Annotated in this window: 18 protein-coding genes; 16 read left to right on the top strand and 2 right to left on the bottom strand. The window is 38.3% G+C overall.

The genetic code is table 11. The features are described from left to right. Positions 1–287: 287 nt before the first annotated feature. From SGI74_06670 to SGI74_06655, 4 genes are all read left to right on the top strand, one after another. Positions 288–1,247, top strand: coding sequence for a hypothetical protein (locus tag SGI74_06670; protein MDZ4677179.1), 960 nt, complete (start codon positions 288–290; stop codon positions 1,245–1,247). A 137-nt stretch (positions 1,248–1,384) separates the two neighbouring features. Beyond that, positions 1,385–2,080, top strand: coding sequence for a hypothetical protein (locus SGI74_06665; GenBank protein MDZ4677178.1), 696 nt, complete (start codon positions 1,385–1,387; stop codon positions 2,078–2,080). After that, a complete protein-coding gene (locus tag SGI74_06660) occupies positions 2,080–3,534 on the top strand; it encodes a GYF domain-containing protein (GenBank protein MDZ4677177.1) in 1,455 nt (484 codons plus the stop codon). Before SGI74_06665 ends, SGI74_06660 begins: the two co-directional genes overlap by 1 nt. Then, positions 3,531–4,106, top strand: coding sequence for a response regulator (locus tag SGI74_06655; protein ID MDZ4677176.1), 576 nt, complete (start codon positions 3,531–3,533; stop codon positions 4,104–4,106). Before SGI74_06660 ends, SGI74_06655 begins: the two co-directional genes overlap by 4 nt. Here the strand turns inward: SGI74_06655 and SGI74_06650 are convergent. Beyond that, positions 4,103–5,200, bottom strand: a complete 1,098-nt coding sequence (locus SGI74_06650) for a LuxR C-terminal-related transcriptional regulator (GenBank protein MDZ4677175.1) — start codon at positions 5,198–5,200, stop codon at positions 4,103–4,105. The two genes, SGI74_06655 and SGI74_06650, sit on opposite strands and share 4 nt — an antisense overlap. A 31-nt stretch (positions 5,201–5,231) precedes the next feature. Then, positions 5,232–6,095, bottom strand: a complete 864-nt coding sequence (locus SGI74_06645; GenBank protein MDZ4677174.1) for a hypothetical protein — start codon at positions 6,093–6,095, stop codon at positions 5,232–5,234. Between the two features lie 299 nt (positions 6,096–6,394). On the opposite strand from SGI74_06645, the gene SGI74_06640 reads away from it, so the two are divergent. The 12 genes from SGI74_06640 to SGI74_06585 all read left to right on the top strand — a co-directional run bounded on the left by SGI74_06640 (position 6,395) and on the right by SGI74_06585 (position 21,416). Beyond that, the gene (locus SGI74_06640; protein ID MDZ4677173.1) at positions 6,395–7,231 is read left to right on the top strand and encodes a hypothetical protein; all 837 of its coding nucleotides are present in this window, start codon (positions 6,395–6,397) and stop codon (positions 7,229–7,231) included. A 114-nt stretch (positions 7,232–7,345) separates the two neighbouring features. Further along, complete coding sequence (locus SGI74_06635) at positions 7,346–8,911, top strand: hypothetical protein (protein MDZ4677172.1); 1,566 nt, start codon at positions 7,346–7,348, stop codon at positions 8,909–8,911. Between the two features lie 5 nt (positions 8,912–8,916). Further along, positions 8,917–10,320, top strand: coding sequence for a clostripain-related cysteine peptidase (locus SGI74_06630; GenBank protein MDZ4677171.1), 1,404 nt, complete (start codon positions 8,917–8,919; stop codon positions 10,318–10,320). Between the two features lie 19 nt (positions 10,321–10,339). Continuing rightward, positions 10,340–11,863, top strand: a complete 1,524-nt coding sequence (locus SGI74_06625) for a hypothetical protein (GenBank protein ID MDZ4677170.1) — start codon at positions 10,340–10,342, stop codon at positions 11,861–11,863. 144 nt (positions 11,864–12,007) lie between these two features. Beyond that, positions 12,008–13,534: a S8 family peptidase gene (locus SGI74_06620; GenBank protein MDZ4677169.1), complete on the top strand. Its 1,527-nt coding sequence runs from the start codon at positions 12,008–12,010 to the stop codon at positions 13,532–13,534. A gap of 181 nt (positions 13,535–13,715) precedes the next feature. Continuing rightward, positions 13,716–14,342, top strand: coding sequence for a hypothetical protein (locus tag SGI74_06615; GenBank protein MDZ4677168.1), 627 nt, complete (start codon positions 13,716–13,718; stop codon positions 14,340–14,342). 92 nt (positions 14,343–14,434) lie between these two features. Further along, positions 14,435–15,706, top strand: coding sequence for an alginate export family protein (locus SGI74_06610; protein ID MDZ4677167.1), 1,272 nt, complete (start codon positions 14,435–14,437; stop codon positions 15,704–15,706). Positions 15,707–15,728: 22 nt separating this feature from the next. After that, a complete protein-coding gene (locus SGI74_06605; protein MDZ4677166.1) occupies positions 15,729–18,860 on the top strand; it encodes an efflux RND transporter permease subunit in 3,132 nt (1,043 codons plus the stop codon). Then, positions 18,860–19,261, top strand: a complete 402-nt coding sequence (locus SGI74_06600) for a hypothetical protein (protein ID MDZ4677165.1) — start codon at positions 18,860–18,862, stop codon at positions 19,259–19,261. Before SGI74_06605 ends, SGI74_06600 begins: the two co-directional genes overlap by 1 nt. Before the next feature lie 10 nt (positions 19,262–19,271). After that, positions 19,272–20,552: a TolC family protein gene (locus SGI74_06595; protein MDZ4677164.1), complete on the top strand. Its 1,281-nt coding sequence runs from the start codon at positions 19,272–19,274 to the stop codon at positions 20,550–20,552. Between the two features lie 143 nt (positions 20,553–20,695). Beyond that, positions 20,696–21,028, top strand: a complete 333-nt coding sequence (locus tag SGI74_06590; protein MDZ4677163.1) for a nucleotidyltransferase domain-containing protein — start codon at positions 20,696–20,698, stop codon at positions 21,026–21,028. Then, positions 21,018–21,416 carry a HEPN domain-containing protein gene (locus tag SGI74_06585; GenBank protein ID MDZ4677162.1) on the top strand — a complete coding sequence of 133 codons (399 nt, stop codon included), beginning with the start codon at positions 21,018–21,020 and terminating at the stop codon, positions 21,414–21,416. The genes SGI74_06590 and SGI74_06585 overlap by 11 nt, the downstream gene beginning before the upstream one ends. The last annotated feature ends 28 nt before the right edge of the window (positions 21,417–21,444 follow it).

Raw genomic sequence — 21,444 nt, 5'->3', positions numbered from 1 at the left:
TCTCGTCTTAAGAGGGCTGCATAATAAACTAGATCTCTGTTGGCCACTGAATCTCCGTGAAATTTCGATATTATGAGTAACACATCCTTGTTCTAAAATCTGGCCATTATCGGACATCACTTTCTACGTGATACCAGGCACGCTTTTCATAGTGAATTGAAATTATCACCCTGTGCTGAAAAACTAGTACTACAATTAACTTAAATATTTGAAATAGATGTGTTTTTTCTGGCACTTCTCTTGCTCTTGCTCTTGCTTTCAAAGGCATGTCAGGGAGAATTGCTCAGATGAATCGTTTTTTATTTAGTTTATTAGCACTTTTGTTCATTCCAAATGGTGTATTTGCCAGTGACATCTTAATTGACCCTGATGAATTTTATGAAAGAGTTAGAATAGCAGTTTCAAAAGTCAGTCAAAAGATTTCCCATGATAATAATAACCCATCATTAAGAATTGAATTAAGCAAAGTTGGCTATCAAGCATTAGATAGTTTAGGGGTAATGGGAGCAGAGCGTTTTTTAAACACCTCTCTTATCTTAGATGTTTATAATTCCAGGCTCGGCGATAAAATTGATTTAACGTCATTTGAATTAGCAATTTATGAAGTCATATCTCCTGATGTTGAAAATGGTTTCGGAGCACGTTTTCTCACTTTTCAACATGACGTACTTCAGCCGGGAGTAAGCTCGAATTATTATGAAGTTGTATCAGGCTCATTTAGACTTAAACTAGAATCGGCAGCGTCGAATTTTCAAATAAAGTTTGTTGCTCGAGTAGGCCTTGGTTCATGGTCTGGGCTGCAACAAAGAGATATTGATAAAAACACACACATTTCTCAAGAAATTCATAAAACAAATCCTAACTGTAAAAGTTGTGAACTAGAAAAGAACGAGAGTTTATTTTCAGTGGACACTTCAAAATCCATCATGGCTGAAGTTAATCTTTATCGCGCTGTTAGCTTTCTTGCTAGTTCACGTTCTGTAGGGAGAAAAAGAGAAGTCAGTCACTCAGATAATGGGTATTTTCAACTTTATGAAAATTATTTTCAAAAAGAAATGAAAGTTGAAGCCGATATGGGTAAGATTATTTGGCCAATGACCAATAACCAATTTTATTTTTATGGTGCGATTAGTAAAATCACAGGTGATATGACTTATTCGCAGTTAGAACGAATTCCTGTTGGCGTACAACCAAACAACAAAAGATATACTTATGGGGTTAGGTGGATTGTTCCGAGGTTTTGGTAAGTCTTTAATGTCACCTGTCCTTTTGTAATTAGACTAAAGTCTGTATTTCAAGTCACATCTCAAAATTTTAGATTAAGATTTTATTAATAAATTCATCAATTCCCCATGGAATACCGAAAGGTAGGCAGGAGAATGAGATGAATAATAAGTCACTATTAATTGTGATTTCCGCACTGCTTTTGGTATCCAGCACGGCATGGGTGCGTGACAAAATAAAAAAAATCTCAATCAAACAATTATACAAACTAGACAATTTCTATATGCAACTTAATCAAGATCGAAAGCCTGCCTCAATACCAAAAAAGAAACAACTCGGTGAGACTTATGAAAAACTTCATGCTGAGTATCTGCAATCACAAGAACAATTCCAAAAGAATGAAGAAAAAAGTGGTTTAACTCGAGCCATGCAAGGAGTTGGTGGTGGAGATACCGTTTACTCTGCAGCAGAAAAAATGACCATGAATTGGTTAAATTTTTTCATTGAAGAAAGAAAAGCCCCGATTACAAAAATAGAAGACAAAATAAAAAATAATCTACTTACTTTGGAATTACCCAGTACCGGAGAAGTCAATGCTGCGCCGTCAAAAGAAACTACAGTCGTAACAACGGGTAATAGTAAAGCTGTTGATCCATCGCAAGCGCAACGCAGACCATCAAGTATAAACGTAGGTATAGAGCAAACTCGTTTTTATGCTCATGGTTTACAGATGACCTATCAAAATTTGACAAAACGCTCTGATATACAGTTAGAATTTGGTGAACAAGTTAAATCAATACTCAATTATCAATTGCAAGATCAAACAGTAACGTGGAGTTTATCAACGGGGTTCTGATGAAAAACCAAGAATATTTTTATTTATCAAATGGCCAGGCAGTAGGACCACTCAGTTTTGATGAAATAGTTGAGCTCATCAGAGTGGGAACTATTCATCGAGGAACCTTTGTTCTCAAAAAGGGTGAGTCAAACTGGAAAACACTCAGCCAACTTGATGTTCTCTATCAAAGTATAAAGGCTACACTTGGTTCATCGCATTTACCTGAGGCACCTGCCTCAAATGAATCAGGTAATTATTTTATTGGAATTCCTGGAGAAAAAATTCAAGGTCCATTTTCTTCAAAATATGTTACAGAATCATTAAAAAATAAGAAATTTGGAAAAAGTCATTTTGTTTTTGATTCATTTATTAACGATTGGGTGCCTCTGTTTACGCATCCAGATTTTGATAGACGAAGACTTTCGAGACTCAATGAGGTTGCAACACCGCCTACTATGATTGTGCCAATTCCTAAACACATAAGAATTAAACGTTTACTACGTGACGGCTCAGTAGTGATTGCATTATTGGTTGGTGTGATTTGGATTGGCGCTACAAATAAATCACTCAGATGTACAACCGGAAGTGCTACTCATTGTCAGCAATTAGGCTATGATCAAGTAAAACTAGAAAAATACTCTGATGCCTTAGTATATTTTGAAAAAGCTTGTAAGCAAAATCTTAACGGCGCCTGTCATGACGTGGGCCTTATATACACAAAACTCAGTGATGAAAGCAAAGCACAAAGCTATTTTAAAGAAGCCTGTGATAAAAAATATGGCCCTTCTTGCTACCAGCTTTCTCTAAAACATCCACGTAATTCTGAAATCGCAATGGGATTAATATCTTCTGGGTGTGAGTATGACTCAGCAGAGGCTTGTTTAGAACTCGGGCAAACTGATGTGCTTTCAAATAATCAGTTACGAGCTCAAAAGTTTTTCAACAAAGCATGTGAACTCAAACAAGCTAAAGGGTGCAATCAATTAAGTATTATTTTATCTGAGTTAAAAGACAAAAGAGGCCAAGCAAAGGCTTTAGAAACTTCATGTCAGTTGGGCAATGGCGAGGGTTGTGCGGGGCTTGGTCAGTATTATTATGATGAAGGTTCCATGGTATTAGCAGAAGAGTACATGCTTAAAGCTTGTAGTAGCGACAATGGCAATGGCTGTGGTGGTGCCGCAAATTTGGCTTTCTTACGTGCAGATATCCAAGCAGGTGAGAAACTTGCAAAACGTGCGTGTGAACTTCGCGATTCAATAGGTTGTGGATTATTTGCTAGCTACTTGTTAGATACAAAACAAATTGATAGCGCAATTGAGTATTTCAAAAAGGCGTGTGAACTTAAATCGGGATTAAGCTGTTTCACTTTAGGAAATGTTTTAAAAACAAATCGAGCTCCTTCATCAGAAATAAATGGAGCCTTTGAGAAAGCATGTATCTCAAATAAAAAATATTGTGGGAAGAATAAATGAAGGCTCGTATTCTTATTGTAGATGATGAAAAAGAGATAAGAGTCTTACTCAGCACGCAGTTGACTAGAGAAGGTTGTGAGGTTTTTGAAGCTGAAAATGGAAAAATTGCTCAAGGCTTAATTCAAGCAAATAAGTTTGATATAATTTTATCTGATATCAGAATGCCCGAAGTAGACGGAATTGAACTTCTCAAGTGGGTGAAAAAAACTTCGCAAATTAGATATATTCTCATGACAAGTTTTTCTGATATCACAGAAGCTCAGCAAGCCCACGCATTGGGCGCTGACGAATTTTTAACAAAACCTTTTAGAGTAAATGATCTCATAGGTGCAATTGAAAAATGTTTAGACAAACCATCTACTCAAGTAACGAGTAGTAATGATCATCTTTTTGATAAAATTCAGATTGAAGAGCTTTCAAAGGCTACGATACTGCCAGCAGATATATATGTTCGCCTTTCTGCTGAGAAATATCTAAAAATTGCTCATAAAGATCAAAAAGTTGATCATGCACGCATTGAGACGTATAAGAAAAAAGGTCTCGACGTTCTTTTTATTAAGAAAGTTTCTTAATTTGTCGCTTTGAGTATTTGATTGAGTTTTCCTCTAAGCTCCACGCGATTTTTACTCTCAAATTTTTCTAATAAATTCCCGACATGATACTTCACACCTTGTTCTGATAGATGAATTGCTTCAGCAATGCCTTTATTGCTTTCTCCACGAATAAGCATTTCAAGTATGCGAATTTGTTTTTGATTGAGATTGTAATTTTCTAATCTTGTTCTTAACCGATGATATTCGTCAGCATCATGACCTGTATAGAAGAAAATTCGTCTCATGACTGGTGCAAGTTCATCAGCAAAAATACTAAGCTTGCCATGAGGGCGTAAGGTTTCGTTTGAAATCAGAAATGTAGGTGTCGCTAATGTTAAAAAGCCTAATAGTTCATTTTGATCTACTATAGGTAGGCAAATTAAATCAGTATAGCTAACTTCTGATGAATAAGATGCAGTATTTGGCTGAAACACTTTGGGGTAAATGAGTCCAGTGCGATGAAACTCTTGTAACTGAAGCAGTAGCGGATTATGTGGGTCACTGCGTAAAGAATGTTCCCACTGTGATGATATGGTTTCCGCATGGCCATCCATTATTTGACACATTGTTTGTAAAATTCCATTTTTAAATAAAATAATACGCATCTCTCTGAAACCAAAATGCTGTACACATTTATAGATCATCTCTGATGCTTGATACGGAGTAATTCCTTTTGCAACACCTTTTAGAAGTTCAATGAATTTGGTTTGGTATTGTAGAGGCTCTTGAAGTTCAGTGATATCTTGGCAAATCGCAACATATCCAATAATTTTTTGATCTCGGTTTACAACGGGCTGTACAGTCGTATCAATATAACGTGGTCCTTGTGTGGTATTAATATAACGTTGATATCTTCCGCTGATCAGTGTGGGAGTTCCGATTAATGAACTTGGAGTCGTAATAGATGTTGGAGCTTCATGACCACCCAAAAGTAGGCTTAGAGAATCACTGGCAAAGTGGCAGTTGTGATCAGCATCCCATACAACCATTCCACCTTTTAGGTTTTGAAAAATTGGATCAACTCTTTTTCTATCGGGAACAATATCATTTAGTTCGTCTACAACAAAAGCCATATGAGACTCCTACTTTCTTATTAAACACGTACTATATAGATAGACCTGCTCCACTAGGAGTCGGTTCCGGTGTTGGTGAGGGTAGTGTGTTATCTTCCTCTTCTTCACTGGGGGGTGGCGCTGGTGCTGAGATACCAGTGCAAGTCATTTCATCTGGGTTTCCAGGAGTTAATGCCAAATCTCTAAGTTCATTTGCTAAAACTGCTGTTTCTGGTGGAGCATTATCTATAGATGCAACTAGTTCATTAATGCTTGCGGGCATCGGCGCACCGGCATTTGACATTTTTAATAACATCGAAGTCGATACCGATTCAGTTGGAGTTGCGATTTCAGTACCTCCCCACTTTAATAGATACGTAAATTGTAAATTAATGAGGTCGGGCTTATCTATACGACACATATCTAAAGCTTGAGACGATTTTGAGACTTCAATAGATTGTGGGCCTAGTAACTTTAGCGTGATGGTTTTAGTTTCTCCTTGTTTTAAATCAAGTTGAGTTGGTGTGGCCGCTATTATTTGATAATCATCAGGTTGGTTTGCTTCGTTTATTATAGATACTGTTGCGCAATCAGCTTGTTTGGCTCCGTGAAATTCATGAATCTTTTGAAATTCACTTTCCACAAATTGAAAATTTGATTTTGTAAGCATCGCAGCATAACGAGGTCGGCCTGGAGCATCTATATTGATATCTTTTGTATAACGTCGTGCTTTAAGGTCTTGCGGGAATCCCTGCATGCGTCCAAAAAGTTTCTCTAATGAAAGACAACCATTAATAGATACTTCGTTTGGGCTTATCATATAGTTAACACCACCACCACCGCCACTATCAGAACATGCACTTAATCCGATAGATAAAATTGTAATTCCAAATACTCTCACCAAAAAGGTTTTCATTTTTCCCCCTTGAACCTCATTAATGTACGTCACGCATCAATACAATTCTTTTGCCAACTTGTTTTTAGTCCGACTTCAACCCAGATGGTTAGGAAGTAGCTCAAGTGTTTTGCGTTTGAGTAACCGTGACCCGCGTTGGGACAATGTGGTGTTCACTTTGACACACAAAAGGTTTATTAACGGTCTCAACTTTATTAAAATCATTGGCCCTCTCTTTGCTAAGTGGAACCGTGACAACACTTAACAAGGGTCAAACAGGTTAAGGGAAAATAATAATACTAACAAACAAGGAGATAACAATGATTTCATCTAAAGTAGTTCGTATGGCACTTGCCGTATTATCCGTAGCAGCTATTTCAGCTTGCGGTAGCAACTCAGACAACAGTGCTCCTGCAGCTGGTTTAAATAATGCTGCAGATGCTGGTTCTTTAAGTGCTCGCAGTGCTGAAGGAAGAATTGATCGCGTAAGTGAGAGCGAAGCTGACCTTTCAGGTTTTGCTGGTCTCGAAGCTGGACGTGATTTATTGAGAAGAGCTGATTATGCAGTTATCTCAGGTGATACCGTTACACTTCGTGAAGGTACAACTGATTTAGGTGTGTTCGCATTCTCTGGTGGTTCAGTTAATGGTGTTCACGCTCAAGCTTCTGAAGGCGCAATGACTTCAGACGGTGACCAAGGTCAAAAACAATCTGGTGCTAGCACCTTGACCATTACATTAAATGAGTCAAAAGGTTGTGAAGTACCTAAAGAAGTTCCAACTGAAGTCGAACAAAAACAAGACCAAAAGGATGCTCCTAAAGCAATCGAAGAAGCTCCTAAGGCTGTTGAACAAGGTCAAAAACAAGACCAAGCTCCTGTAAAAGAGACACCTAAAGAAGAAGCTCCAAAACAAGAGCAAAAACAAGAAGAGACTTGCAAAGAAACCAGCCAGTCTTACTCAATCACCTACGTAATGGTTGTTGAGCAAAAACAAGAACAAAAACAAGAAGAAGTTGTTAAAGAAGAAACACCCAAAGAACTTCCAAAAGATGTTGAACAAAAACAAGATCAAGCGGAAGCTCCTAAGGCTGTAGAGCAAAAACAAGAAGAAGCTCCAAAAGCTATTGAGCAAAAACAAGATCAAAAACCTAAGTAAGTTTTAGATTAAGTTTACCGAATTCGGGGGGTGATCCTAAAAGTCACCCCCTTTTTTTACACAAACATTTAAATAACGGTTGAGCACAATGATTAAAGGGGAGAGGGGTTTAGTATGTTGCGTTTAAATGTTGGAGCAATCTTAAGTGTAGTATTGATGGTGGCAGTATCAACAAAAAGCACTGCAAACACAGACGTAAAAGAGTTAAAAGATTTTTTAAATCGTTTTCATGCAAATCCGGCAAAAGTATTAGATGAGCCCTTCGTACAAAAAGATATCCGTGGCAATATTATCACAGAAAAAAAATTCACCCCTGAAGAAGTTGCATCAGGTGCTTATATTGAAATGCGTGATGCCATGAGAAGTAAAATGTGTACCACTCAAAATGGTTCACGTGTTTGTCTTAAAGATACAATTCCTGGTAAAAGTGGAATTCTACCTAATGAACAAGTCGATAAAATTTTAGAGACCACTTCATATATCAAAAATATTCAACAAATGGAATCCAGCGGACTCACTATTGGTGCTGTCACGAAACAACCGTGGTCAGAAACATTTTGGCCTATGGTTAAAGGAGTTATCGGAAATCGATATTCTGATCCTGGATTTCCTAATGCAAAAGATTGGCTTACGAATTTTTCATATATCGCAGCACACCCGGCAACAAGTTTTGGAAATCTTAATGCGCTCGCACCTTCAGAAAAATATGATCTGATTATCGGAGATAATAGCTTACCACTTACGCGTCAAGTATGGGGTATGGGTGAATTTTATCAAAATCTTTACGGCCGAGTTTGGGGTTGGATGGGGATATGTCATGGATGGTCTGGTGCCGCAATTAATTTAGAGGAACCAGTCACTCCAGTTGTGACATCTACAGCTGACGGAAGAAGTATTACATTATATCCATCTGATATAAAAGGTCTTGCATCTCTTCTTTGGGCTACCGCACCACCGGATGTGCATTTCATCGGTGATCGTTGTCGGCAAAATAAGCCAGCAAAAGATATGATGGGGCGAATTATTCCAGCAGTTGATCAAGATGGAAATCATCCTTGTGTTGATGTGAATCCTGGTACGTGGCATATGACTGCAACAAATCTTGTTGGGGCACAAAAACAAAGTTTTGTTTTAGATAATACATATGATCTTCAAGTGTGGAATCACCCCGTTCAGAGTTATGAATATACTTATTTTAATCCACAAACTTTAGAGATGGGTACACACTGGCGACAAGCTTCAGTACCTTTATCACGATTTACTATTGATAAATTTAAAACATATCGTTCTACCAGTGCAGTTTCAGTGGTGGGTGTTTTTATGAAAGTAACCATCATGGACGACTCAATGGCACCTTCACATTCATCAACACGGGGAGAAAAGAAAAAGATCGTAAATTACGTTTATGATCTTGAGATAGACGCACAGGGAAACATCATTGGTGGTGAATGGTATTCAAATATTCATCCTGATTTTTTGTGGCGTGGGCCAGTTGGTAAAAAAGCTATGGCCATCGGTGATACTCAAATAAATCCGGCAGAATGGGATGGCATAGCTCCAATACCTGCAGGTTGGAGAGGTCCGGCTACGATTTCAGCAAATATGAAATCAAGTAAGAATGAACCGAATCCAGAACCACTGGCTGCAATTGTTGAAAAATTAATCGAACGTTCAAAATGAAATATATGGATCTCATACTTGCCATAATAGTCTCAGTACTATTATGGCAAGAAGCTAAAGCAGCACCTCAATGGTTTCCGAAAAAGCCATGTGATATTAATTCTAGTAATTATGATTTTACTAAAGACGTTGTAAAAACTTCGAGTGGAAATCTTGGGTACAAAGAATTTGCACATCGTAGTCAGCGTCGCAATTGTTATAAACCTTGGACGGTTCTTGTTTTTATGACCGTCGGAGAAGATTTAAAGCCCTTTGCACTTTGGGATATTGCTGAAATGGAAAGATCTGGTGGTGACCAGAATTTTCAAAGCGCTTCAACAATAAAATCTGATGTGGTGGTTGAGTATACTAAGGCAAACACACCCTTGGTGAAACGACTTCATCTTTTTGAATCAAAAACCAAGAGTTATGAAGGATTAAATGAAACAGATTTTTATACATCAACAGATAACGATATAGAATCTCCAGTAGTCACTACATTTAATCGTAAACTAAGAGCTCCATTAGAAGCAAACTTGAGTCGTTTTCTTAAATGGGGAGTGAGAGAGTATCCGGCCACTAATTATATGGTTGTCATTTGGGGCCATGGAACCGGTTGGAAAGCCAAAAAACAAAATGATCAAGCGCTCTATGGCAACGTTCCACTCTTGGGGCAAGCAGTAAGATCAGCAGTCAACCAGTCATTAGAAGGAAAACCCATTGATATTTTTATAAGCGATGCTTGTCTGATGCAGACTGTGGAAGTTGTGAATGAGATTTCAGATGTTACACGTTACATCATCGGCTCAGCACAGGTTCAACCTTATTCGGGTCTTCCGTATGGCCGTATTATGGCAGCACTAAATTCGGATAAAAACTTTGGGCCACAACAAGTTGAGCTAATGGCAAAATTAATACCAGAATTATCACAAGTAAAAATCACTGAAACTCTAAGTACAATTTCAAGCTTTCAATTAAGATCAAAACTTGTACCTGCATTGTATGAACTTAGTAATCAATTACATAACTATATAAGTGTAGAACCCATCAGACGATTAAAACTTCAACAGGTGGTGATACAAACGCCAGGTTATCTTGGTGGTTTTAAAGAATCAGGTGATTACTTGGCTTTACTTGATAAATTTATCCGAGAAGAAGATATTTCAAATCAGAATAATATTGCTCTAAAAACCGCCATTGAAAATGTAAATCAGGCACTTGATCTTACGGTAATTCGCTCTGTTCTTGGAAGCCAGCATTCAAAACAAGCACGTGGTTTATCAATTTGGTTACCTGAAACAAAAGAAGAGTTACTGCTTCGGCATGAAGAGTTTAAAAGATCTACTTTTTATACAAATGGTTGGGGAGAGTGGTTGGGAGCACTCTACGGATTTGGTGGTTTAGGGGAGCTTACAATCAAGTTTAATTAAAAGGGGCCATGAGGGGGATATGCTTAAGCGGGTAGGATTAAAAATAAATTTTATAATGCTTTTTCTCTCGCTTAGCGGATGCGGTTGGATCAGTGACGACATAAACGTACAAGAATTTCGCACTCACATTAATGTTGCTCATCTTAGAAATTCTGATGGTGGCAGTACCTGGAATGTGAAATATCATTTTTCAGAGCCTGTGAATGGAATTGTTTTTCGAAGGCAGCGTTCTCATTTTCGCACAAACACTTGGCAACCGGTAAATTCTCTTATGAAAGTGGCGGAGTTAAATGGCCATGAGGTAATACACTCATCAAGCGGGTCAGTTACAGAAATTGAAATTAAAATGATTCCTCATTTCTCTGATGCTCCACGCGATTATGAATTTTTTGTTCCATTTTCAGATGGCAGTATGGCGATTTACACTGGGCATTTTGATATTCGCCCACTTTTTTGTCCAGGAATGCGTGTGTGTAATCCAAATGATCTTTTAGAAAAAAGTTCACCAAAAGTTGTAGCTGACTACACATTTACTCCAGCCCCAGGTGAACAAGTATTAGTAACTGATACTTTATCAACGGAAAGTGTCAGTTGGAAAAGTGAGCGTGAGGGGCGGTACATCTATTTTGGAAATATCCCGATACATGAAGCAAGTCATTACAGGGCGATCATTGATCCTAAACTTCCTAGATGGATGCAAAAAAAAATCGCCAAGGCAATTCCGACTTTAATTGATTTTTACACAGTAAAAACTAGTTTTAATTTAGAGGCTAAACCCTTAGTTCTTTTTTCTTATTCAGAGCTTGCTTCATTTAGTGGAACACGAGGTGGAGTTTTGCATCAGCAAGTAAGACTTTCTGCTTTTGGAAGCCAGTGGCATGATTCAACAGATAAAAATATAACTGATGTGATGGAACTTGTTGCCCATGAGTTAGCCCATCTTTGGAATGGTGATCTTTTTTTTCCAGGCAATGGAGATTTTGAAGCTTGGATGCATGAAGGCGGTGCAGATGCCTTTGCTTATCGAGCACTTTTTGAATTATCAGTGATTAATAAAACTGAATATCTTGCTTTGCAAACTCAAGCAGTCAATCGCTGTGTACTGGGTTTGTATAATTCAAGTCTTCGCTCGTCAGATGCACTTAAAAGATATCGAAATTATTATTCTTGTGGTGCAGCCATTGGTCTAATTTCTGATGCGGCTGTAGGTAAAACGGGTAATTCAGGATTATTTAGTTTTTGGAGTGAATTATTTAAAACTGCAACGACTCAAGGCAATGCATACACAGCTCAAATGTACTATTCAGTTTTAAATAATTATGGCGATGGAACAGCTGGAAGCATTATTGAACAAATCGTTGAAACTCAACTCAGTCAGCCTGATTATTTTATCAATAATGCCTTAAATAAATATGGAGTAGAGACTTCGATTTTAAGAGAAACACCACCGTGGTATGAGGCTGAAGCTCGTGAATACACTAACGGTAATCTTTTCCAATTTATTTCTATTCGTAAACACAATGCACTGACATTCTCTCATTGATTTAAAAAAGAGTTTTCATTTGTAAACGTTTGGTACTTTTTTTCCCAAAATGGCAAATTAAGGGTTTCTTTTTCCATCAAACAAAGTTCTGATTCTATTACCGAAAAATTAAAGCAGTGAAACACACCTTAACAAGGGGGTAGGATGAGAATAATAACATCATTTATATTAATTCTAGCACTGGCGGGCTGCGGATCATCGGGAGATGATCAAAATGTTTGCGCAACAAGTTCGTCACAAGATCCATTTTTATCTAGAGGTAAAATTCAAATTAGTTCTGTTGGATTAAATTTATCACAAGGACACCTTGGTGTAGTAAACGGACCAACATCTGATTCTTTAAATAAAATTCTTGATCAAGGAACAGAGCTCGTTGCAGTTATAAAAGATCAATGTCTTGCTTCAGGCAAAATTTTAGAAGGGGTACAAGTAGACTCAGCAGATCTACAACTCACAAGCAGTGGAGTAAAATCGCTTCAATGGATTCTCCCACGAGCAATGTCTGTTGGTGAAATTCAAAATCTCGTAGAAAAAGATGCTTGTCTGGTTGGTATCGCTGATTCTGTAGTACAGTATCCATCGGAACTTTCACCCCAAGCAGTAGATCCTTTGATTAATCAACAACGTCATCTTGATGCCATCGGTGCAAATCAAGCGTATCAAACATTTTATAATGCTCAGGGAATTAAAAAAGATGTGGTGATTGCTATTATCGACACGGGTGTTGATATTTTGCATGAAGATTTACGTGGGAATCTTTGGGTTAATAAAAGAGAAATTCCTGGTAACCGCATCGATGATGACAAAAATGGTTATGTCGATGATGTTCATGGTTATAATTTTGTGAATCGTACTGGTAATCCTGGCCCCGTAGGAAACTGGAAAGCAGTTCATCACGGAACACACGTTGCTGGTCTTGCAGCAGCAGCTATGGGAAATAACAGTGGTGGAATAGGTGTTATGGGTCGATTTGGAAAAATCATGGCACTTAATGTTTTCGGAAACGTATCGGGTGCTTCATCATCTAAAATTGATAACGCCATTCGATATGCAGCTGATAATGGTGCCGAAGTTATTAATATGAGTTTAGGTGGCCCAGGTAAGGCAAGCTCTACTGAATCAGCAGTTAGCTATGCGATCAGTAAAGGTGTAACTGTGGTTGTTGCTGCTGGTAATGACAATCAACAGTTAACAGCAACAAACTTTCAAACACCTGCATCTTATGGTGCCGTATTTAGCGGTATGATAACAATTGGTGCTACTGATGCAAAAAAAGGATCACGCAGTTATTTTTCAAACTACAGCACACAGTACGTTGAGCTAGGTGCTCCTGGTTCTGATTCAGAAGCGGGTGGTCTGATGTCAACTATGCCTGGTTCACGCTACGCAAGATTACAAGGTACATCAATGGCGTCACCTGTAGCCGCAGGGTCTGCAGCACTTGCAATTGGTTTACTTAAATCTCGTGGTTGGAAAGCCACACCAAAAAGTATTGAGTACTTGCTTGCAAATTCAGGCACAACTGATTCAAAACTCACATCATTTTTTAAGAGTGGAAAACATTTGAATGTAAAAACTTTGGCAGACACTATCGTTGCAAAGTTTCCTATGAACGCAAGTGGGGCAATGGCAGATGTGCAAGGTGCACTATGTTTGGTTCCTGAAATGTAGTTCTTGTGCTCATAGTTTTGTCAGACCCTAGAATAATTTCAAACTTTCGATGAGTTTTTTTGAAAGTGAGTCAGTTCGTCACGCGTAAAATGTCACTGAACTGGATAAGAACTACTAATTAATGACTAGATGCGCTATATACTGACTTATCAGTAGCATTTAGTAATTTTTGGAGGTCTTAATGAAATTTACATTATTAGTTACACTGGTAATAGCAGCTTCATCATTGGCATTAGCCGATACAGCAGATGATCGTCCTCAGCGCCCACGTCCTCGTGATACAGGATGTGATGCGAGCATTTCTACTTGTGTAGAGAGCCCTGAAGTAAGTCGTCGAGCCCGCTCAGCTTCCGAGCGTATTCAAAGAATCGCAAACAGCATAGATTATGGCACACGCCATTTACTTTCATTAGCTCAACGTGATTCTGCTTACGGATATCAGTATCAATCTTCAGTTATTTACAGCTTAGAGCGTTTGCAAGAGGCTGCTGAAGATTTTCATGAAGCTGTTCGCAATAACTGCTGCGCTTCTCCAAGACTTCATGATGTTCGATTCAGACGTTTAAGTGACGCGATCAATGAAGTTGCTCGTTGTATTGAATTTGCAGGATTTTCTGGAAGAACATACCGATCATGGTGCAAGAATTTAGCACTCTATGATCGACTTTCAGTTTTCTTCTCTCGTTTGCGTGCTGATGAAGGACGTTATCCTTATAACGACAGACAAATAGATAATCTTGATCGTTTAGATTATGACGACTACAACGATGGCGACGCTCGCAGTGATCGTCCAATAAGACGTCAGTAATCGTTATTTAGAGCCGATATTCAAGCGGGAAACCTTCTAGGTTTCCCGCTTTTTTTTTGCTTAATCAGCTTTTGCGATGTATTAATGACAAAATGAGATTAACCGTGGCGCTCTTAACTATCAGCATCGTTTATGCACTGAGTGCAAATGCTCAAGAACTTCAGCCTCCAGTTATTCCATTTGCAGAACCTCAGTATTTTTATAATCAATTTAGCCTAAAACCTCATATTTTATTGCGTGGTGAAACATGGGATCAAACCGATCTTAAAACAAAACGCTCATCTGTTCTCACGTTTTTAAGAATGAAATTACTCTATGAGATCACACCAGATATTAATGTTATTTTCACGCCACAATACGTAAAGATCTTTGGAAGTGGATTTAATATTTCTCAAACAGGACCAACTTTCGATATTGCTTATGGCCTTTATGAAACTTATGGCTCCTACAAGTTTGAGCATTGGACTTTCACCCTAGGCAGAATGAAGTTGGTCTATGGAGATGAACTTGTTTTTGGAAGCGAACCTTGGGACCCACTTGATCGACTTTATGATGGAGCAAAATTTCAATATGAAAATGATAAATTAAAGGCAGATGTATTTACTCTAAGGCAAACACCAAAGAAAGATTCTATTAACTATGTGAATAGTACTGGTTTGAACTCACACTCTGAAAAAAACATGTATGGCGTGTATCTAAATTATTATGTCGATGAATGGCTGCAAGAGGCTGACGCATATTTTTTGTATCACACGCAGATTGCACCAAATTCATTGCGGTCTGAAATGAATATTTCAGGGCTGAGAGTGAAATCTCCATTTAAAAATTTTGATTATCGCGGTGAAGTGACTAAGCAGATTAATTCAGTTTTTACTGATTTAGACACTGCTATACAATTTAACGGTGAATTGGGCTACACGTTTAGGCCAAATGAGAAATTAAGACTAAGTCTAGAAGGCTTTCTTAGTGGGCGAAATTATATCCCAGTATTTTCAAATATACATGAAGCTTATGGATTATCAGATGTTTTGGGTTTTCGTAACTTACTAGGTTATGGCACGCATTTAAGTGCAAACATAAACGAGAAGTTATCGGTAAAATTTGACTATTTTTTCTTTACGCGTACAACAGCCGACGCATCAGCCTATAGAGCTGACGGGGTTGAAATTCTTGGGACCTTAAGCTCTTCAGCATCACTAAATCTTGGTTCAGAGGCTGATCTTAAAATGCAATATCAACTCAATGAAGTTTTATTCGCTAATTTATCAGGCGGTGTTTTTTTCGCAGGCCCATACTTCACAGATCAATTTAACGGATTCAATAGAGCCTACTTTGGACATCTTGGTATCGAGGGAAAATTTTAAACAAAACTTTTTGGGGTTATAAATGCTTGATGGCGTAATACGATTTTCTTTAAGACATCGAATGCTGGTTTTAGCAATCACAGCCTTTGTACTCGTGTATGGCTGGCTTGTTCTTCAAAAACTTCCAGTGGATGTCTTTCCTGACCTTAATCGGCCAACAGTAAACGTCATCACAGATGCTCACGGCATGGCCCCTGAAGAAGTCGAAGTCGTTATTACAAAGCCTATTGAAGCTGTTCTTAACGGAACATCCGGAGTTACAAAAATTTATTCCTCCTCAACGACGGGAATTTCAGTTGTTCGTGTTGAGTTTGATTGGGGAACTGATCTCAGGTTTGCAAGACTTGCTGTAAGCGAACGACTTCAGTTGGCTCGTGAGAGAATGCCTAAGGGTGTAAGCCCCTTTTTATCGCCGACCTCATCTATTATGGGTGAAATTCAAATGATTGGTTTAACGGCCAAAGATCAGACTAAACTTTCTGAACTTAGAGCATTAGCTGATTGGACAATCAGACCACGACTTTTAACAATTCCTGGTGTCTCACAAATTGGAATAATAGGTGGGGATCAGCTTCAAGCCCAGGTCTTAGTGAATGCTGACAAGCTTCGAAAAAAACAAATCAACATTTTAGAACTCAAAGAAAGATTATCTAAGCTCTCTGAAGCTTCAAGCGGTGGTTTCATTGCCGATTCTGATAAAGAATGGCTTATCAGAAACTTTGGACGCATTCTTAATCACGATGAAATTGCTCAAACGGCCGTTGGTATGCACTTTGGTTATCCAGTACTCTTAAAAGATGTGGCGACGGTTGAATTTGCTCCTGCTCCTAAACGAGGAGACGCCTCAATCTCAAATCGACCTGGCGTTATTCTAATGGTGCAAAAACAAGGAACCGCCGACACCATTAAACTCTCAGAACAAATTGATGCAGCCCTTAATGATTTAAAAAATGGATTACCACCAGATGTTGAGATTCACTCAAGTCTTTTTAAACAAGCAGATTTTATAAAAAATGCTGTGGGCAATGTTAAAGAAGCCCTTAGAGACGGCTCCATCATGGTCGCTCTTGTTTTGATTTTATTTCTCTTAAATTTCAGAACAACCGTAATCACTCTAACTGCACTTCCAGTTTCTTTGCTTATAACAGCTATAGTTTTTTATCTCTTTGGCATTGGAATCAACACGATGACTCTTGGAGGTTTGGCTATCGCAATTGGGGAATTAGTTGATGACGCCATTGTCGATGTTGAAAACGTATTTAGAAGGCTTAGAGAAAATCGAAGCCTTCCAAATCCAAAACCCACATTAAGAGTAGTCTTTGAGGCATCACGAGAGATTAGAAATTCTATTGTTTTAGCGACCATTATCGTCGTTCTCGTATTTATTCCACTTTTTGCACTTTCTGGAGTTGAAGGAAGACTTTTTACTCCCATAGGAATCGCTTATGTTATTTCTCTTATAGCCTCACTTGTCGTTTCGCTTACCCTCACCCCAGTTCTGTGCTCTTACTTATTAGGTAAAGCAAAATCTGGTGATGAAAAAGATTCTTGGCTTGTTCAGAAACTAAAATCTCTTGATAAAAGTATTTTAGAACGCTCCCTTGAAAATCCCACAAAAGTTATTTGTGGCGCAGGTGTTGCTGTTTTTCTTGCACTTCTTGCAATTCCTTTTATGGGAGCTAATTTCCTCCCATCTTTTAATGAAGGAAGTGCAATGATTGAAGTTGAAACAAGAGCGGGTATTTCACTTGAAGCTTCAAGTCGACTTGCTATGCAAGTTGAACAAGCTCTCTTAAAAATTCCAGAAGTTGTCTCAACAGGAAGAAGAACTGGCAGGGCAGAAGAAGACGACCACGCGGCTGGAATAAATCATTCGGAATTTGAGGTTTTACTAAAAGATCTAGATCGTCCACGAAGTGAAGTTCTTTCTGAAATGAGGGGTAAAATTAAACCCCTTATTCCAGCTGATGGGTACTTCAGTATCAGCCAACCCATTACTCATAGGTTAGATCATGTACTTTCAGGAGTTAAGTCTCAAGTAGCCATTAAAATCTTGGGCCCTGATCTTAGAATATTGAGACATCAATCTGCAGAAATAAAAGAAGCCATCAAAGATGTTTCAGGCATTGTTGATCTTCGAGTTGAGGGGCAAGTTCTTTTTCCTCAGTACAAGATTTACGCCATGAGACCAGACATTGCGAAATACGGCATTATTCCAGGGGATCTTATGGAATCTCTTGAAGCGATGCTTCAAGGTGTGCCTGTAACAAAGATCATTGAAAAAGATAGATTCATTGATGTTTATCTAAGACTTGATGAACCTTCTAGAAAAGATATCAATGCCATCAAAACTGTTCCTGTTCATGTTTTGCCCACTGGAAAAGTAGTTCAACTTGGAGAGGTTGCCGATATTTTTGAAACGAGTGGTCCAAATGTTATCGAGCGAGAAAACCTACAAAGGCGTATTGCAATTCCTTTTAATACTGTTGGAAGAGATTTGGAATCCGTCATTCGTGATGTAAAGGCCAAAATCAAAGAAAAAATAAAACTTCCACAAGGATATTTTATTGAGATTGGTGGACAATATGAAAATCAAAAACAAGCTACAAAGATGGTCACACTTTTAGGTTTGGTATCAGTATTGGGAATTTTCTTTGTACTCTTTGCGCACTTTAAATCTATTCCTATAGCTCTTCAAATCATGGTGAACATCCCCCTTGCACTTATCGGTGCAGTTATTGCGATCTTTTTAAGTGATCGAACTATTTCAATCGCGACTCTTGTGGCTTTTGTTACACTTTGCGGGATTGCCTCTAGAAACGGCATCATGATGATTAGTCATTACATTCATTTAATGAAAGAAGAGGGGGAGGTGTTCTCAAAACAAATGGTCATCCGTGGTTCCCTTGAAAGACTTGTCCCAGTTCTTATGACGGCGTTTTCTGCAATTTTAGCTCTTATGCCGCTAGTGATGGCTGCAGATGAAGCGGGAAAAGAAATTCTCCATCCCGTCGCTGTTGTTATTGTTGGGGGACTTTTGTCTTCAACATTGCTGGATATTTTTGTAACACCAGCAATTTTTTATAAATTTGGAAAAAAATCTGCTGAAAGATTAGTTAACAAACAACCCGAAGATGAAGCCTTGGAGGTATAATGAAAAATCTTATTTTCACTATCGCATGTCTGATTTCACTAAACGCCCATTCCCATGAAGGTCATGTCCATGAGCCTGCGGTTGAAGCTCCACCTCATGGTGGACTTTTAAGAGATGCGCTGCCATTTAAAAGTGAAGTCGTTTTAAATGGTGATATTGCAAAAGTTTATGTCTACGACAAAAAGCTTAAGCCCCTAAAACTTGATAAACCTACACTTAAGGGTGAGCTTCAGTTTCCAAAAGATAAAAATCCTAAGCCTGTAACTTTTAAACTTGAAGGCGATCATTACGAAGCAAAGCTTCCTGGTATTAGTAAGGTTTATCGCTTTGATTTGCATGTGTACTTAGATGTCGGTGGGAAAAAAGCTCTAGCTGACTTTGGAATCGACAATATTAATTAAAGGTTTATTTATGAAAAAGAGCTGTATTTTAAGAACGAGTCTAGCCGTAGTTCTTGTGCCATTGATAATTTTTGTGAGCCCCCCAATATTTGCTCAAAGTTCAACGAAAGTGAGTTTTGAAGAACTACCAAAGCTCATACAAGAGCGAAACAATCACTACAAGGGGGCTAGAAAGTTTCTAGAAGCATCAGGGCAAAAGACGGGGCATCTCGTAAGAAGCTATTTGCCCACACTTAAAGCTGAAGTAGGTGGTGAAACTTTTAAGCGAGGAACTCACTCTGAAATGTCTCAGCCTTATGGAGCAATAGGTGCCAATATCAATCTCTTTCGAGGTGGTAAGGACAAACTAGAAGATGACATTCTAGATAAAAATTTAGAGCTTTCAAAAAGTGAAACTGAGAGCATTTATGAAGTGGAGCTTGCTAAAGCAAGAAGAGCCTTTTGGAATCTTGTTTACCAAAAAGAGTTACTTCGAATTTTGAAAGCAGCTGAAGAGCAAAATCAAATGAACTTAGAAGCTGCGGTGAGAAGAATCAAAGCAGGCGCTGCCACAGAAACTGATCGCCTTGATTTTGAGATGGAGAGCACAAAATTTGAACAAGACATCGCAAGATTAAATCTTGGAATCAAAAATTCAATGAGAGAATTAAAAGTTCTCATTGGTTTATCTGAAACGTCTCAATTGGAAACACCTGAGCAAATACCCCATCAACACGAAGACCAGCTTTTAAAGATGTCTGTAAATGCACAGAACCTTAGAGAGGTACGTTCTCTCATAGCTAATCAAGAAATTTCAGAGAATAAAAAGTCTCAATACTATAGATGGTGGGTACCAAATATTGACCTCTATGGAGCTTATGGACTTCATACATTTCGAGAAATAGAAAACGTAGATCAACAAAACCGTAAAGAGACAGTTTTTGGAATTAAACTTACTCTTGATATTTTTGATGGCTTTCAATCTAAAGTGGCGGGCTCTGCACATTCACTAGAAGCTGAAGGTTTTAGACTTGAAGCTAATCAGGTGTCAAAGGAGCTTAAAGCTCGCATCGATGGGGCTCAAGATGAGTTAAAGTTGACCCATGACCTCATTCATTCGGCTGAAAAGATTTTGGAACAAGGGAAAAAGTATTTGCAAAGAACTCTTTCGGAATATTCGCGCGGAGTAAAGAATTCCCCTGACGTATTAGGTGCCAATCAAAGATTTATTGAGTATCAAAGACGTGCCATTGAGTTAAAAAAAGATTATCAGCTCGCAAAGACTGATCTTTTGGCAGTATTGGGGCAGTAAGTCTTGCTGGATTTGGGTTGAAAAAAAGCAGGATAAACATTAACGCAGATGCAGAAATTTATTTTTGGATTTAGTAGTGAAACAGTGAGATTTGACGACAAATTATGTGACTTTTAGATTAGATTTTCGTATGTTACCTACCAATGGCAAAAGCTAAAGATGATAAAAAATTAAAACAAATCGTTGAGGTTCTAAAAGAAGAATTTAAACCTTCTCGCATGTTTCTATTTGGATCTAGAGCTGATGGCAAAGCACACAAAGACAGCGATTACGATTTTGTTTTAGTTGTACCTGGTAATAAAAAGCAACGAATCACCAACATGTCTAAAGCAAGAGAGTTACTTCACCAAACCTGTGATGTGTCTGCTGATGTTTTTATTTATTCTCAAAAAGAGTTTGATGAATGGAAGGATGAGTTAAGTTCAATTCCAGAAACAGCATTGAACACAGGCCTGGAGATTGATCTTGGCCAATAAAAAAATTATTAAAGAATGGTTCACTCTTGCTATTAGAGATCTTAAATCAGCCAAGGCACTCATTCAGCTTAGAGCAAATCATAAAGTTGCAGCAGCATTTCTTGCTCAGCAATGTGTTGAAAAATCCATTAAGGGATATCTTGTAACTCAAGATATCCGCGCGCCCAAAACACATGATATTGAATCCTTAGCAAAGCTCGTGGCACCTGTTGATCAAGAATTATCCAAGAGACTTCTTAAGGCAAAAAAGTTGACCGATTATGCAGTGGCTCTTAGATATCCAGATGCTCAAAAGAAACCCCTTACAAAAGTTAAGGCTGTAGCAGCAGTGAAGCTGGCTCATCAAGTTTATGATGAGCTACTAGGATTAAGTAAGCAGGTTTGGTAGTATTACGTTTCCGAATATTGGCAAAGCG

Source organism: Oligoflexia bacterium (genome assembly GCA_034439615.1).
GTDB lineage: Bacteria > Bdellovibrionota > Bdellovibrionia > JABDDW01 > JABDDW01 > JAWXAT01.
Note: the sequence above shows the minus strand (reverse complement) of the source record. Positions and strands in the feature narration are given on the sequence as shown.

Excerpts from the sequence above, each read along its gene's own strand:
- SGI74_06600 (MDZ4677165.1), top strand. The coding sequence starts at position 18,860 with ATGAAAAATCTTATTTTCACTATCGCATGTCTGATTTCACTAAACGCC.
- SGI74_06650 (MDZ4677175.1), bottom strand. The coding sequence starts at position 5,200 with ATGGCTTTTGTTGTAGACGAACTAAATGATATTGTTCCCGATAGAAAA.
- SGI74_06665 (MDZ4677178.1), top strand. The coding sequence starts at position 1,385 with ATGAATAATAAGTCACTATTAATTGTGATTTCCGCACTGCTTTTGGTA.
- SGI74_06605 (MDZ4677166.1), top strand. The coding sequence starts at position 15,729 with ATGCTTGATGGCGTAATACGATTTTCTTTAAGACATCGAATGCTGGTT.
- SGI74_06595 (MDZ4677164.1), top strand. The coding sequence starts at position 19,272 with ATGAAAAAGAGCTGTATTTTAAGAACGAGTCTAGCCGTAGTTCTTGTG.
- SGI74_06640 (MDZ4677173.1), top strand. The coding sequence starts at position 6,395 with ATGATTTCATCTAAAGTAGTTCGTATGGCACTTGCCGTATTATCCGTA.
- SGI74_06625 (MDZ4677170.1), top strand. The coding sequence starts at position 10,340 with ATGCTTAAGCGGGTAGGATTAAAAATAAATTTTATAATGCTTTTTCTC.
- SGI74_06645 (MDZ4677174.1), bottom strand. The coding sequence starts at position 6,095 with ATGAAAACCTTTTTGGTGAGAGTATTTGGAATTACAATTTTATCTATC.
- SGI74_06655 (MDZ4677176.1), top strand. The coding sequence starts at position 3,531 with ATGAAGGCTCGTATTCTTATTGTAGATGATGAAAAAGAGATAAGAGTC.
- SGI74_06615 (MDZ4677168.1), top strand. The coding sequence starts at position 13,716 with ATGAAATTTACATTATTAGTTACACTGGTAATAGCAGCTTCATCATTG.
- SGI74_06590 (MDZ4677163.1), top strand. The coding sequence starts at position 20,696 with ATGGCAAAAGCTAAAGATGATAAAAAATTAAAACAAATCGTTGAGGTT.
- SGI74_06620 (MDZ4677169.1), top strand. The coding sequence starts at position 12,008 with ATGAGAATAATAACATCATTTATATTAATTCTAGCACTGGCGGGCTGC.
- SGI74_06630 (MDZ4677171.1), top strand. The coding sequence starts at position 8,917 with ATGGATCTCATACTTGCCATAATAGTCTCAGTACTATTATGGCAAGAA.
- SGI74_06610 (MDZ4677167.1), top strand. The coding sequence starts at position 14,435 with ATGAGATTAACCGTGGCGCTCTTAACTATCAGCATCGTTTATGCACTG.
- SGI74_06670 (MDZ4677179.1), top strand. The coding sequence starts at position 288 with ATGAATCGTTTTTTATTTAGTTTATTAGCACTTTTGTTCATTCCAAAT.
- SGI74_06660 (MDZ4677177.1), top strand. The coding sequence starts at position 2,080 with ATGAAAAACCAAGAATATTTTTATTTATCAAATGGCCAGGCAGTAGGA.
- SGI74_06635 (MDZ4677172.1), top strand. The coding sequence starts at position 7,346 with ATGTTGCGTTTAAATGTTGGAGCAATCTTAAGTGTAGTATTGATGGTG.